Source organism: Kibdelosporangium aridum, assembly GCF_900176515.1.
Lineage (GTDB): Bacteria > Actinomycetota > Actinomycetes > Mycobacteriales > Pseudonocardiaceae > Kibdelosporangium > Kibdelosporangium aridum.
This window is the reverse complement of sequence record NZ_FWXV01000018.1, coordinates 24,583-38,651: the sequence shown is the minus strand read 5'-3', so window position 1 is coordinate 38,651 and position 14,069 is coordinate 24,583. Positions and strand designations below refer to the sequence as shown.

Below are 14,069 nucleotides of genomic sequence, written 5' to 3'. Positions count from 1 at the left end.
ATGGCCTCGGTGACATCGACAACCGGGCCCCGGCTGGCCCTTGACGGCCTGCGGGGCTCGAAAGGCCTTGTGGTCAGCGGATTCGCCGTACTGCTTGTCAGTGTGGCGTGCGAGTTCGCGGGACCGTTGCTGATCCGCGACTACGTCGACCGAGCGACTGGGGGACACGCCGACGCGGGCGCGCTCTTCTCGACCGCGACGTGGTACCTGGCCGTGGCGGTCGTGGGAATCCTGGCGAGCTTGGCCATGGGTTACTTCGCCGCGCAGTCCGGCTGGCGCGTCGCCGACCGGTTGCGCGTGCGACTGCTGCGGCACGTGCTCGGCGGGCGCGTGCTCGATCTGGAGTCGCGGCCGCCCGGCGAGGTCCTCGAGACCGTCGAGGGCAACGCGGACATCATCGGCAAGTCCATCGCCGAAGCCGGGTTCCGGATGATCGGCAACCTGCTCATGGTCGCAGGCATGATCGCGATCATCTTCGCGGTCGTCCCCGCCGCAGGGCTGGGAGTCACGCTGCTGGTGGTGCTGGTGGCCATCGTGCTCGTGAAGCTCACGCACCGCTCGATCGGACTGTGGAAGACCGCGCGCGCTATGAAAGCCGAACTGTTCGGGTTCATCGGCGACGGCCTCGCGGCCAGGGACGACCTGCTGCCGCTCGGCGCGTCCCGGTGGCCGGGAACGCGGGCCCGCGGCAGCCTGGAGAACCTGCTGGTCGCCGAGCGGAAGGCGTATGTGGGCGGCCGGGCGTTCTGGCCGCTGACCCAGCTGTTCTTCGCGGTCAGCCTCGGCATCGGATTCGCCGTGGGCCTGAACATGCTGGGAGTGCAGCAGATCAGCATCGGTGGGCTGACCTTGATCTACCTCTACGTCGACCGCGTGCGGGGGCCGCTGGAGGAGCTGTCGGCACAGGTCGACCAGATGCAGCGGTTGTTCGCGGCCCTCGGTGTCGCCGCGAACGTCCTCAGCACTCCGTCGCTCCATCAGGAGACGACCACGTCCGCGCCCTCCCTGCTGCCGGCCGGAGGCGCGCGCGGTGTGGCTTTCACCGATGTGACGTTCAGCTATGACGACGGACCGCCCGCGCTGCGGAACGTGACCTTCGACGTGCCGTCCGGCGAGGTGCTCGGCGTTGTCGGCCGGACCGGTTCGGGCAAGACCACGATGGTCAACCTGCTGTGCGGACTCGCAAGTCCCGACGAGGGCCGCGTGACACTCGACGGGGTCGACGTCCACGAACTCGCGCCGCACGAACTGGCCAGGCACGTCGTGGTCCTCAGCCAGCGGTCGCATCTGTTCACCGCGACCGTCCGCGACAACATCACCCTGTTCGACGACGCCCTGCCCGACTCCGTGCTCTGGACCACGCTGAGCGACCTCGGCATCGAGCAGTGGGTGCGTTCGCTTCCCGAGGGTCTCGACACTGTCGTCGGTACCGGCGGTCAAACCGTGTCCGCAGGGCAGGCGCAGCTCATCGTCGGGGCACGTGCGCTCGTCCGGCCCTCCGGGTTGCTGATCATCGACGAGGGCACCTCCCGTCTGGACGAGGAAACCTCGCGACGGTGGTCCGCACTGATCGAGCGGGCCCGCACCGATCGGACCGTGATCATGATCGCGCACCGGCTGGAGACGTTGCGCTACGCCGACTCCCTGCTCGTGCTGGCGCAAGGACAGGTGCGCGACCGGATCGGCCGCGCCGAGGTTCCGTCCTATTTGGACGCACAGTCCGCCCGGTCGTGGATGGACGACCTCGTTGAGCCGATGAGGGGTGCGTGATGAGCGTGACAGCAACCCGTGCCACCTTCGCCGCCGACGTGCTCCGGCTCGTGCGCCGGATCCGTCCGCTCTATGTCTTCTCGGCGAGCGTGTGGACGCTGATTCACGGCCTGCCACTGCTGGTCGGTGTGGGTATCGAGCTTCTGTTCGACCGGGCCGCCACGAACCCGGCGGATCCCTTCGTCTGGTGGATGCTCGCCCTCACCGTGGGATCCATGGTGCTGCGGTCGCTGTTGCTGTTCGGCGGCCTGAACCTGGACTTCACGCTGATCTTCCGGACCAGTGCGCACGTGAAGACGACCGTCATCGACGCGGTCTCGGACCGTTCCACGTCACACGGGCCCGCAGTCGGGAACGGCGACGTGCTCAACCGGTTGCGTGACGACAGCGACGAGATCGCCGAGTTCCTCAGCTGGACAGCGGACTTCGTCTACCGCACGGTCCTGCTGATCATCGCCCTCACCGTCCTGCTGACCACCGACGTCCTGGTCACCCTGTCGCTGCTGCCGTTGCTCGGTGCCCTGTGGGTGGCCAAGATCCTCAAGAACCGGTTGAGCGGGCTGTCCCAGGACACCCGGGCACGTCAGGGGCGCATCGCCGAGCAGACGACCGATCTGATCACGGGCATCCGGGACCTGCGCCTGGCCGGCGTGGAGCAGCACCGGGTGGACAGGCTCGCCGAGCAGTTCACCGGCCGCAGGCGCGCGCAGGCCCGCCAGCAGGTCGTCGCCGACCTGCTCGGTGGGATGTTCCGCAACATCGTGGTGATCGGCAGTGCGTTGGTGCTGATGACGGCGAGCGCCCGGATGGCAAGTGGCGACTTCACCGTCGGCGAACTGGCGCTGTTCCTGACCTACACGAGCTGGCTGGCCGAACAGATCTTCTTCTTCGGCCGCGCTCTCGCCCGCTACGAACAGGGACGTGTTTCCCGGGACCGGCTGCTCGACGTCGTCGCAGGTCTCCCCGGTCTCATCAAGCCGCCCGCGCCCGCCGAGGTGGCGCCGGTCGGGTTGCAGGAGTTGCGAGTGCGCGAGTTCCAGTGCGTACCAAAGGGCCGCGACGCGACACCGCCCATCGAACTCGACCTGCGACCGGGCCAGATGGCGGTGATCACTGGCGCGGTCGGGTCTGGCAAAAGCACCGCACTGCGCGGTCTGCTCGCGCTCGACGGACCGACGCGGGGCTCGGTGCGCTGGAACGACACGGACGTGACGGGCGACCAGGCGTGGTGGCGTGCACCGAATGTGGCGTACGCCCGGCAAAGCGCGGCCTTCTTCCGGGGCACAGTGCGCGACAACCTGGCGCTGGGCAGCGATGCGGTCGACGACGAGCTCGCAGTCCGCGCGTTGACGGCCGTGCAGTTGCGTCCCGGATCGGCGGAGCTGCCGGACGGACTGGACACGGAGATCGGGTCCGGCGGCACGTTGTTGTCCGGCGGTCAGCGGCAGCGGCTCGCGCTCGCCCGGATGCTCTGCCGACCCGCCCAGCTCTATCTCGTGGACGACTGCGATTCCTCTTTGGACGGTGACACCGCACGCGCGGTGTGGACCGAACTCGTCGCGAACTGGCCAGCGGCCTGGATCGTCGCCTCGCACAACCGCGATGTCCGTGCCATGGCCGACGTCGTCGTCCATGTCGGCCATGGCACGGACAGGTAGTGGTCATCCATGAACGGAGGAGGTTTCGTGTCGCAGGACGAACAGTTCACCGTCCTGGTGAACATCGAAGACCAGTACGCCACGGTCCCGGTGTCGTGGCCGGTTCCCGAGGGCTGGCGGTCCGCGGGATTCGAAGGCACCCGAGAGGAATGCACCCGGTACGTGGACGGCCAGTGGACCGACATGCGCCCGGCGTCGCTGCGCCGCGCGATGGACGGCGATCCGCACGGTGTGACGCCATGAGCGCATCGGCGCTCGAGTCCGGCGCGTTGTCCGATGTGGATTTGACCGACCCGGTGACGTACCTGCGGCCGGACCTCGACGACATCTGGCAACGCCTGCGTCAGGAGCAGCCGGTCGTCTGGCATCCCGGCGGCGGCTTCTGGGTGGTCACCCCGCATCGCCTGGTGACCGGTGTCTACCGGGACAACTCCGTGTTCACCTCGACCGAGGGCAACGTACTGGCGACTCTCCTCGGCGGAGGGGATTCGGCCGGTGGGCGGATGCTCGCGGTGTCCGACGGCGAGCGCCATCGGCGCGTCCGGCGCGAGCTGATGAGCGCCTTCACGCCAGCCGCGCTGGCCTCCGTCGAGCGCAATGTCGTGGCGGGCACCCGCCACCTTGTCCGCACGGCGGTGGCCCGCGGCACCTGCGACTTCGCCACCGAGGTGGCCGAACACATCCCGCTGGCGGCGATCTGTGATCTGCTCGACGTGCCCGCCGCCGACCGGGACACCCTGTTGTCCCACACCAGTTCGGCGCTCTCCTCTGCCGCGCCCGACGCGACCGATCTGCAGGCGCGCCTTGCGCGCAACGAGATCCTGCTGTACTTCGCCAAGCTCGCCGCGAAACGCCGCCGGGCGGCGCCAGCCGACGACGTGATCGGGCTGCTGGTGCGGATGACCGAGCCCCCGCTGTCGTTGTCGGACGACGAGGTGCTGCTCAACTGCTACAGCCTGCTGCTCGGCGGCGACGAGACGGCACGGCTGAGCATGATCGGCGCGGTCAAGGCGCTCGCCGAGCACCAGGAGATCTGGCAGGCACTGCGCGGCGGCCGGGTTGACCTGGCCAGGGCGGTGGAAGAAGTGCTGCGCTGGACGACCCCGGCCATGCACTCGGGGCGCACGGTGGTCGTCGATACCGAAATCGCGGGTGTGGCAGTGCGTCGCGGCCAAGTCGTCACGGTCTGGCCCCGGTCGGCCAACTTCGACGAGGCCGAGTTCGCCACCCCGCACCGGCTCGACTTCGACCGCTCCCCCAACCGGCACCTGTCCTTCGCGTACGGCCCGCATTTCTGCCTTGGCGCGCAGCTGGCCCGGATCGAGATCGGGGCACTGCTGTCGGCGCTGACCGAGTTCGCCGACGAGATAGTTCTCGACGGCGCGCCGAAACCCATCTTCTCCACATTCCTGTCCGGCTACAGCAGCCTGCCCGTGCGGTTCGTGCCGCGGTCCCAGGGGAGCACGACATGACGATCTCGCACGCCGTCCGCACGCAGACCATCCCGGTGCACGAGTCCATCGACCGCGTGGCAACGGAGTCGGGCGACCGGATCGCGGTGGTGTCCGGCGACACCCGCGTCAGCTATCGCGATCTGGCCCGCCAGGCCGACCAGGTCGCCGCCGCACTGGTCGCGCACGGCGCGGGCGCTGAGCGGATCGTGGGTGTCCACTTGGAACGGTCAACGGCCGCGATCGTGGCTTTGCTCGGCGTGCTCAAGGCCGGATCCGCCTATCTGCCGCTGCCGGTGAACCACCCGGCGGACCGGTTGCGGTACCTGCTCGACGACGCGGGGGCGGACCTCGTGGTGACACGCACAGGGCTCGTGGACGCACTTCCGGCACGCAAAGCCGTGCTGATCGACCGTCTGGCCGAGGTGCCACCGCCACAGCAGTGGCCTGCCGTACGACCGGACAACCTGGCCTACGTCATCTACACCTCGGGGACGACCGGGCGTCCGAAGGGAGTCTGCGTCACCCATCGCGGGGTGGCCAATCTCGTCGCCCCGCACCAGGACTATGTCCACTTCGGACCAGATGAGGTCTTCCTGCAGCTGGCGCCGCTCGCCTTCGACGCCTCCGCGTTCGAGATCTGGGGCGCGCTCGCCAACGGCGCCACGCTTGTCCTCGCCGCACCCTCCTACGACGCGATCGAGGACCTCCCGACGGTACTCGCGCGGGAGGGCGTGACCACGCTGCTGCTGACGCCTGCACTGTTCCACGTCGTGCAGGACACCCGTCCGGAGGTCCTCGACGCGGTACCCCGGCTCATCGTGGGCGGAGACGTGATGTCCGTACGGCACGCGCACGCGCATCGCGCCCGTGGCGCGAACAACTCGCTGCGCAACGTGTACGGCCCCACCGAGGCGTCCACTCTCGTCAGCAGCTTCCCGGTGACCACCGCGGACGAGCGGCTGCCGATCGGCGCTCCCATCGCGGGCGCTCGGCTGCACCTGCTCGACGCGCACGGCAGGCCCGCCACCGAAGGCGAGATCCACATCGGCGGGGTGCCTGTCACTCGTGGATACCTGAACCTGCCAGGGCTCACCAGTCTCCGGTTCGTGCCCGACCCGTTCACCGACGTGCCCGGAGCCCGCTTGTACGCAACGGGTGACAGCGGCGTGCTCGACGAGCACGGCCGGATCGTGTTCACAGGCAGACTCGACGACCAGGTCAAGGTGCGTGGCCACCGAATCGAACTCCAGGAGGTCGAGCAGGTCCTGCTCGACCACGCGGACGTGCGGGCGGCGGCTGTGGTGCACGTGCGCACCCCGGACGGGGTCGATCAGCTCGTCGCCCACCTCGTGTCCGCCGCGGCGGACACGAACATCGAGACCGAGGTCGCAGCACACGTGGCCGCGATCCTGCCCGACTACCTGCGACCGTCGCGGTACGTGATCCGCGACCACCTCCCGCTGACCGCGAGTGGCAAGGTCGACCGGGCGGTGCTGGCCGACGCTCCGGCCGGCCCCGAGCCACGCGCCACTGGCACGACCGCACCTGGTGCCGAGAGCACGCTGGCCGAGATCTGGCAGAGCGTGCTCGGTGTCCCGGCCGTTGGTCCGGACGACGACTTCTTCGCACTCGGCGGCGATTCGCTGCTGGCGATCCGGGTCATCGCGCAGGCCGAGGAACGCGGCCTGCCGCTCACTCTCACCACCCTGTTCACCACACCGGTCCTGCGTGATGCATGCCGGGAACTCTCCGGATCGGCACCCGTCGAGCAGACCACCGGCACGGGCACCGTCTACCCCGCCACCCGGCTGCAACTTGGCCTGCTTTACGAGAGCCTGGTCAGCGAAGGTTCCCTTTATGTGGACTTCGTTTCGCGCCGCATCGACCTCCCGCTGCACCCGGATCTGCTGAACGAGGCCCTGCACGCGATGGCGGTCCGGCACGAGATCCTGCGGACCGGTTTCGATCTCGGCGGCTATGACGAGCCGATGCAGGTGGTGGCTGCCGAGCCGAGATTGACCGCGACGGTCGAGGATCTCCGGGGACTCGACGCCGATGAGGTTGCTCTGCGGCACGAACGGATGGCCGAGACACTGAGCGCGCTCTTCGATCCGGAGTCGGCGCCGCTGATCCGGGTGCACGCCGCGCATCTCACCGAGAACTCGTTCCGGCTCTCGTTCGCGTTCCATCACGCGATCCTGGACGGGTGGAGCGAGTCGATGCTCCTGGTAGAGCTGTTGACCGTCTATCACGGCCTGCTCACCGGCACCCCCGTGGAACTACCGCCCACCGCTCCGTTCGCCGAATACGTGCGGCAGGAACAGGAAGTGATGCGCTCCCAGCAATGCCGCGATCACTTCACCGGCGTACTCGGCACCGATCCGGTCGTCAGCTCGGTGCAGGCCACAGGTGTCCGATATCAGGCGAAGCGACTCGTGCCGCCTGCTGTGGCTCGTCTTGCCGCGGAAAACGCCACCCGGCACGGCATCCCGATCAAGAGCCAGCTCGTCGCCGCCTACTGCGCCGCCGTGTCAGATCTGTCCGGTGTGGACGATTCAGTGGTCGGGCTTTCGGTGAACGGCCGGATCGAGGGCGTGGGCGGCGATCGAACGCTCGGCCTGTTCGTCAACCACGTGCCGATCAGGCTCCGCATGGCAGGCGCCAGCTGGGGGTCCCTGGCGAGGGACGCGCTGCTTGCCGAGACGCAACTGCTGCCGTACCGGCGCTTTCCCTATCAGGAGCTGGAAAAGCTCGCCGGTGGACGACCGTTCGACATGGCGTTCAGCTACACCCATTTCCATCCGCAGGACGAGTTGACCGAGCTTGGCATCGAGTTCGGGGACCAGGAGTTCCGAGACCACAGCAGTCTGCCGTTGCGTGTCGAGGTGTACGACACACCGGATGCGGACGGGTTGGTCGTCGAGGTGAGCGCGAGCAGGGGCCACTACGGAGCCGACTATGTCAACGCGCTGGCTGACCGGATGTTGTGGGCCATCGAGTCGGTGGCGGCGTCGTGGGACGAAAGCGTCCATCACTGATCGGGCAATGGACCATGGGTGCAGGGTGACCGTGCGCCCATGGTCCTGCCTCCCAGTCGAATCAGGGCCGGACGACCGCGGGCGGCCAGTCCTTCTGTTCTCCCACACGGGAGATCAGCGGGATGTCACGGATGTCGTCGTGCCGCAACACCCACATCAGGAACCGCTCGACGCCCATACCGAAGCCGGCGGTCCGCATCGGGGCTTCCTGCAACATGCGCACGTACCAGTCGTATTCCAGCTCGTTGACGCCGTGGATCGCCATCGACTTGCGCAGTTGCTCCACATTGGAGTGTCGCTCACCGCCGCCGACGACCTCACCGATCCCGAAGAACATGTCCGCGCTCTTTGTCGTGCGCGCGTCCTCGTCGCCGAACGCCTGATAGAAGGGCACAGCGAGGCTGTCGAAGTGGTGGACCCAGAGGAACTCGTCGACCCGTTCCATCAACAGCTGTTCGCCCTTGCGGGTCAATGACCGCCATATCCCCTCGTCCTTGACGGTTCCCTCGACGTCATCGACGATTCGGACGGCTTCGTCAAAGGACAACTCCTCGAAGGCGCCCACCCGGTTGGCCATCCGCTCCACATGCGAGACGTCGCCACGGCTCTCCGCCAGGCGCTCGCCGACGCGGTCGAGGATGGCCGCGGCCAGCGCCTTGACATAGCCGCTGACATATCGGATCAGGTCGTCCATACCGCCGATGATCTCGGCCTCGCTGTGCGTGTACTGGCCAAGATGCGTCTCGTCCGGTTCCTCGCCGCGAAACGACGGCATGATGTTGTAGCACCCGCTGCGAGCAAGCCGGCAGCCGTACTCCAGCGCGAACTGCATGGAGTCGGCGAGGAAGGTGTTGACTCCGCTGACGGTGACCGGAACGGGTTCGGAGTCGCTGCCTAACGCCGTCGGACACGTGATCGTTCTTGTCGTGACAGGCAGGTACAGCGCCTTGAGCCCCTGCGAGCTCGCGTAGGACACCGTCGCGGACAGCACGACATCGTGCAGTTCGGCCACGAGCGGATACCAGGGTGACCGGAGCGCTTCGATCAGTGCGGACGGCTCATTGGAGTCCGAAATGGCCGGTGGGCGCACGGGTGCGGTGGCAGGCACGGCTTTCTTCCTTTCTGTTGCGGCTTGGCTCGCCGTCACGGGCGGTGGCGCAGAACGTTGTGCGGGTCGTAGCGCTGCTTGACTGCCGCGAGCCGCCGGTATCGGGACTCACCGAAAACTTCGAGGAACTTCCCCTCTGGTTCGTCCTGGACGTAGTTCACATAGGCACCGCCGTACCGCCAGGCGGCCAGGCGTTCGACGCTGTGCCGTGCCCAGTCGACGTTCTCGCCGTCGTCGCGGATGTCGGTCCACTGCGCGGAAGCCGTGTAGATGTACGGTGCCGCCCGGCCGGGGAACGCCGAGTCCTCGTCCATGACGTCGTCGATCGCACCACGCAGGTACTCGAAGTCGATACACGACCGGCTTGACCGGATGTCCCTTGCGGCGCCGAGGAATTCCTCGATCGGCCGACCGGTGAGATCAGCGAGGTAACAGGACTTGGTGTAGTACCTGTTGCCATGCGGTTCGCTGTGATCAGCCAGTGCCTGCAGCTGGGCGTAGGTCAGCAGTTGGCGGCGCGTTGCCGCCGGGACTGTCGCGTCGAACAGCGGCTTGGTGGCGGCGGGACCCTCGGCAGGTGCGCCGAACCACCCGGCTGTCAGAACCAGCACGGGCTTGCCGTGCAGCGACTGGGGAATCCAGTCCTGAGCGCCTGCCTGCTTCAACGCCCCGACGGTGTGCAGGTCGGCCGGCTGCTTCTCGGCGAAGTCCCGGTACGCGGCCAGCGCTTCGCCCGCGTTGTCCAGCGCGTAGACGCCCGTGTGCAGATGGACCTGACCGACTGGGCACAAGCGGAGGGCGAACCGGGTGACGACACCGAAGCCGCCGCCACCGCCTTTCAACGCCCAGAACAGGTCCGGATGCGTTTGCGCGTCGGTCTGGACGATCGAACCGTCCGTGAGAACCACTTCCGCGGCAACGATGTGATCACACGTCAGTCCCCATTTACGGGCCAGCCAGCCGTATCCGCCGCCGAGGGCGAGTCCGCCGAGACCGGTGTGCGAGACCACACCGGCTGGGCACGCGAGACCATGTGGCGTGGTCGCCGCGTCGACATCGCGCAGCAAGCAACCGCCCTGCGCGTACGCCAGTCCGGCGGCGGTGTCCACGATGACTTCCCGCATCAAGGAAAGATCGATCAGTACCGCGTCGTCCGCGAGCGCGGCACCGGCGACATTGTGGCCGCCGCCTCGCACGGTGACCTTCTTGTCCGCAGCAGTCGCGTACCTCAGCACGGATGCCACGTCCTCGGCGCTGAGGCAGCGAGCGATCAGAGCGGGACGCCTGTCGTGCATGGCGTTCCAGATCCGGCGCACCTCGTCGTAGTCCGGCGCGCCGGGCAACACCACCCGATCGCCCAGTTGCGAGCGAAGGCGAGCAAGGCTGTCGTTCATGAGTTTGCCATCCATCCGGCGTGGCCCAGCCGGCATCGCTGCCGGAAACCGGGGCTTGGACTGGTTTCGCTGACGCCGACGATTGTCCGCCGCACACATCAACTCGTGCCGCGGGGAAGACCGGTCGGAAAATCGGGCGCCGCGGGATCCGATCCGAGTCGATCAATTCAATGAGCATATTATTTGACCCGAAACGGTCACACTGTCGAGGTGATATGCGTCCTGGCGAACAAATACTCTGCCAGGCACACACAGGAACACCGAACACAGTGCCGAACAGTCAAGGTGCGCGACGAAGAACCAGCACATACCCGTGCTGTACCAGCGGTAATATCAACAGGACTATCGCTGCGACAACAGGCGTAACAGATGTTCGCAGGCGCGGCGTTGCAGATGAGTCAAGATTTCCCCCAACCCGGATAACGATCTGGGCCAACCCCTGCAATAACGTTACCCAGCCGCCGGATCGTTCGCAACCCACCTTAAGGTTGAACCGAAGCACAACCGTCAACAAATGCCGGGGCCAGCACAGAAAGTGGACACTTCACAAGGTACAAGCGTCAGCTTCAGGCACGACTTAAACCAGGCAACGCGGCCATTCGAGGGAACCGGCAAAACCCGTCCATTATGGACTTGCCTGCGCATTGCGACCCAGGAACGCACCGTCTCGGCCGTCCGTCGGTTTCCCCTCCTGCGCGACAAGCCGCCCGCGCAGAAAAGTGCGCACGACCCGGCCGATGATCCGGCGGCCGTCGAACGGTGTCCATCCAGCCTTGGAAAGCACCGCGTCGTTGCTGAGCGTCCACGTGTGGCCGGGATCGACAAGGACGAGATCCGCGTCGGCACCCGGGCCGATCCGGCCTTTGCGCGGCCAGAGTCCGTACAGCCGGGCAGGAACCTCGGCGTAGACGCGGGCGACGTCCTCGACCGCGAGATGACCGCGGGCGCAGGCGTCCAGCAGCACGGGCATGGTGCTGTCCAGCCCGGGCAGTCCGAAGTGCACGTTCCAGATGTCACCGGCCGCCTTTTGCTCCAAAGTGGACGGCGCATGGTCGGTGGACATGTGCGTCAGGGTGCCCGACCGGAGCAACCGCCACAGCTCCGCCTCGTCGGCGTCGGTGCGGGCCCTGGCGGGCGGGGTGAACTTGCGAAGCGCGCCATGTTCGTGCACCTCGTGCTCCCGCAGCAAGAAGTACTGCGGGCAGGCCTCCGCGCCAAGCCGGGCACCGGCTGCCCGCTCTCGCTGGATGTAATCGGCAACCTCAGGATGGCTGACGTGCGCGACCACCGCCCGCGCCCCACTCCTGCGCACGAGAATGGCAGTGACCGCCGCCGCGACGACCTCGGCGTCGCGATCACGCCATTCCGGCACCACGCTGCCGTCAGTTCGACCGGACCGCCTGAGCAGGCGTTCGGCGTCAGCGGTGATGCTGTCGTCCTCGCAGTGAACGAGGCTCACCGCGTCGACCATGGCGGTCGACGCGAGATGGTGGCGCAGCGCTGCGGCGTCGTGTCCAGGAATGCCGTGTGTATCGCACGTGAAGACTTTGAAGAAGGCGACACCGGCCTGCCACAACGCAGCGACATCGGTGGCCGACGGCCAGGCATGCGCAGCGAGTCCAAAGTCGACATTGGCACGGCCGCTCAGGTACGCCTGCTTGTCCCGCAGATCGTCGACAGTTCGGACCGGTTGGCCATGACTGTGTTCGATGATGGTCGTCACCCCGGCCGATGCGGCAGCGCCCGTGCCGGTCGGGAAGTCCTCACGGTCCGTGCTGCCCGGGTCCATCAAATGCACGTGGGTGTCGACCCCGCCTGGCAGCACCAGCAGACCTGACGCGTCCACCTCTTGCCTGGCAGCCGGTCTGTCGTCGCCGACGTGGACGATCCTGCCGTCGACGACCGCGACGTTCGCACGACGGCGCCCGTTCGGCGTAACCACGAATCCACCAGAGACCAACAAATCGACAGTCATACGGCGAGTATCCCCAAAGACAAGGCCCTGCCGCACGCACAGGAGACCCACTGCGGATCGCAACCGGAGACGGCCAGCCGCTGGTCGTTCCTCACTGTCCGAATCGGACTGACCGGGCGGGGAGGACACGTGATGGTCGCGGGGATCGGCGACGGCACGGTCGATGCCGCACGAGAAGTCGTGAAACCACGCTGTTGCCAGTTTGAAGTCACGCCCAGCCACGATCTGTGTGGAGTTTTTCGCTAAAGGACCGCTGTTGGTTACCCACCGGCAGTGAACCGCGAAATCGGGAGGAAACTCAGTGCGTCAATCGCTGAAGCGTGCGGCTGTGACGGCATCAGTCGCTGCCGCGGCCCTGGTCATGATGCCCTTGGCCGCATCGGCAGAGACCTGCAACGGAAACACCTGTCGCACCAGCCCGGACCGGCGCTACGAAGGCGGGACCTTGTACGTCGACTTCGACGTACACGGCTCAGGAAACGCCGAGTACGTCGTCACGTCCGACGGAAGCGTGCTCTGCCGGGCCAATTTCGACGCCCAGGCTCCCGCGCAGTCGCGGCTGTGCACCAGCGGCGGGCGGCATGGCTACCTTGAGGGCTTCGTCTCCGGCCCGCAGGGACCGTCGATGATCGGTCTGCGCTGGTAGACGCTTGCTGACCGGTCGCGCGTAACAAGAAGGGTGCTTTGCCGCTGTGACACGGCAAAGCACCCACGGGCCAGCTGGAAATCAGAACTTCAGCAGCGCGCCGCTGGCCGTCTCGACGAGCTTGTCCCCGGCCGCCTTGCCGCTGGCGGCCGTGCGGCCTTCGCCACCCGACGTGCAGAAGGGGTGGTCTTCCTGGAGCGCGCTAATGAGGAAGTCGAGGTGCGGCTGGATCTCCACCAGGTGGCCGGGCGTGGCCACGACACCGACCTGGAGGTCGACGCCGGCGACGTTGGCGGGGACGAACACGGGCGCTCCAGCGTCGCGGGCCTCTGCGTGACCGTTGATGCCCTCGACCGTCATGCCCTCCTTGACATCGTCGCCGCCTGGGATCACGTCATTGACCGTCTTGACCTTGGCGGTGGCTTCCTTGAGGTCGCCGCCATGGCCGTAGCCCCGGACCGTGACGGTGTCGCCGACACTGGGAAGCCTGCCGGATGGCCGCGCGAAGTCCGTGGAGGCGACGGCCTTGGACAGATACAGCACCTCGATGTCCGAGACCTTCCACGTGCTCGGGTCTTCGGGGTTGCCGCTGGTTATCCGGCCGAGGGTGCCGCAACCCGTAGCCTGTTCTCCCTGACCCAAGCGGGGGTCGCCGACGCGCACGGTCAGATCGCTCGACTTCCAATCCTCCACGTCCGCAAGACAACGCGTCGACGTGATGACACGGCGGCCATCCAGCAGCGATCCGCCGCACACGACCTCGCCCTTGTAGAAAATCTGGACCGTGCTCTTCGTCTCCGTGGCTGCGGTGCCGCCTTCGATGCCGTGCGCGGCTGGCGCGGCGACCACACCGGTGAGGACAATCGCCAGAGCCGCGATCGCTGTCGTCCGTACTCCCCTGATCAGCATTGTGGATCCCCTTACTGTGGCGTGACTTACCGCCGCCACACAACAGGGTGTAGCCGAAGAATCACAACCACTTCCATGCCGCAGTGCACGAAATGTCATCAACCCCTGCGCGAAGAT

At 67.0% G+C, this 14,069-nt stretch carries 10 protein-coding genes; 6 read left to right on the top strand and 4 right to left on the bottom strand.

What is annotated here, in order from left to right:
• The first annotated feature begins 9 nt into the window (after positions 1 to 9).
• Genes B9C43_RS51540 through B9C43_RS51520 form a run of 5 tightly spaced genes read left to right on the top strand, consistent with a single transcriptional unit; the run spans position 10 to position 7,920 of the window.
• The gene (locus B9C43_RS51540) at positions 10 to 1,770 is read left to right on the top strand and encodes an ABC transporter ATP-binding protein (RefSeq protein ID WP_200826090.1); all 1,761 of its coding nucleotides are present in this window, start codon (positions 10 to 12) and stop codon (positions 1,768 to 1,770) included.
• Positions 1,770 to 3,428, top strand: a complete 1,659-nt coding sequence (locus tag B9C43_RS51535; RefSeq protein WP_084434565.1) for an ATP-binding cassette domain-containing protein — start codon at positions 1,770 to 1,772, stop codon at positions 3,426 to 3,428. Before B9C43_RS51540 ends, B9C43_RS51535 begins: the two co-directional genes overlap by 1 nt.
• Positions 3,429 to 3,455: 27 nt before the next feature.
• The gene (locus tag B9C43_RS51530) at positions 3,456 to 3,671 is read left to right on the top strand and encodes an MbtH family protein (protein ID WP_235039332.1); all 216 of its coding nucleotides are present in this window, start codon (positions 3,456 to 3,458) and stop codon (positions 3,669 to 3,671) included.
• Entirely contained in the window at positions 3,668 to 4,900 is a 1,233-nt protein-coding gene (locus B9C43_RS51525) for a cytochrome P450 (protein ID WP_084434564.1), read from the top strand. Before B9C43_RS51530 ends, B9C43_RS51525 begins: the two co-directional genes overlap by 4 nt.
• The gene (locus B9C43_RS51520; protein WP_084434563.1) at positions 4,897 to 7,920 is read left to right on the top strand and encodes a non-ribosomal peptide synthetase; all 3,024 of its coding nucleotides are present in this window, start codon (positions 4,897 to 4,899) and stop codon (positions 7,918 to 7,920) included. Before B9C43_RS51525 ends, B9C43_RS51520 begins: the two co-directional genes overlap by 4 nt.
• Before the next feature lie 61 nt (positions 7,921 to 7,981).
• On the opposite strand, the gene B9C43_RS51515 is transcribed toward B9C43_RS51520, so the two are convergent.
• The 3 genes from B9C43_RS51515 to B9C43_RS51505 form a co-directional block, all read right to left on the bottom strand.
• Positions 7,982 to 9,028, bottom strand: a complete 1,047-nt coding sequence (locus tag B9C43_RS51515; protein WP_200826089.1) for an amino acid--tRNA ligase-related protein — start codon at positions 9,026 to 9,028, stop codon at positions 7,982 to 7,984.
• 35 nt (positions 9,029 to 9,063) lie between these two features.
• Positions 9,064 to 10,422: an FAD-binding oxidoreductase gene (locus B9C43_RS51510; RefSeq protein ID WP_200826088.1), complete on the bottom strand. Its 1,359-nt coding sequence runs from the start codon at positions 10,420 to 10,422 to the stop codon at positions 9,064 to 9,066.
• Between the two features lie 625 nt (positions 10,423 to 11,047).
• Positions 11,048 to 12,397: a dihydroorotase gene (locus B9C43_RS51505; protein WP_084434562.1), complete on the bottom strand. Its 1,350-nt coding sequence runs from the start codon at positions 12,395 to 12,397 to the stop codon at positions 11,048 to 11,050.
• Positions 12,398 to 12,725: 328 nt separating this feature from the next.
• On the opposite strand from B9C43_RS51505, the gene B9C43_RS51500 reads away from it, so the two are divergent.
• Positions 12,726 to 13,043: a hypothetical protein gene (locus B9C43_RS51500; RefSeq protein WP_143447204.1), complete on the top strand. Its 318-nt coding sequence runs from the start codon at positions 12,726 to 12,728 to the stop codon at positions 13,041 to 13,043.
• Positions 13,044 to 13,124: 81 nt separating this feature from the next.
• Here B9C43_RS51500 and B9C43_RS51495 read toward each other — a convergent pair whose 3' ends face one another.
• Entirely contained in the window at positions 13,125 to 13,952 is an 828-nt protein-coding gene (locus tag B9C43_RS51495; RefSeq protein WP_160097339.1) for a trypsin-like serine protease, read from the bottom strand.
• Positions 13,953 to 14,069: the final 117 nt, after the last annotated feature.

Coding starts and splice junctions, on each gene's coding strand:
- B9C43_RS51495 (WP_160097339.1), bottom strand. CDS start 13,952: ATGCTGATCAGGGGAGTACGGACGACAGCGATCGCGGCTCTGGCGATT.
- B9C43_RS51535 (WP_084434565.1), top strand. CDS start 1,770: ATGAGCGTGACAGCAACCCGTGCCACCTTCGCCGCCGACGTGCTCCGG.
- B9C43_RS51525 (WP_084434564.1), top strand. CDS start 3,668: ATGAGCGCATCGGCGCTCGAGTCCGGCGCGTTGTCCGATGTGGATTTG.
- B9C43_RS51520 (WP_084434563.1), top strand. CDS start 4,897: ATGACGATCTCGCACGCCGTCCGCACGCAGACCATCCCGGTGCACGAG.
- B9C43_RS51505 (WP_084434562.1), bottom strand. CDS start 12,397: ATGACTGTCGATTTGTTGGTCTCTGGTGGATTCGTGGTTACGCCGAAC.
- B9C43_RS51510 (WP_200826088.1), bottom strand. CDS start 10,422: ATGAACGACAGCCTTGCTCGCCTTCGCTCGCAACTGGGCGATCGGGTG.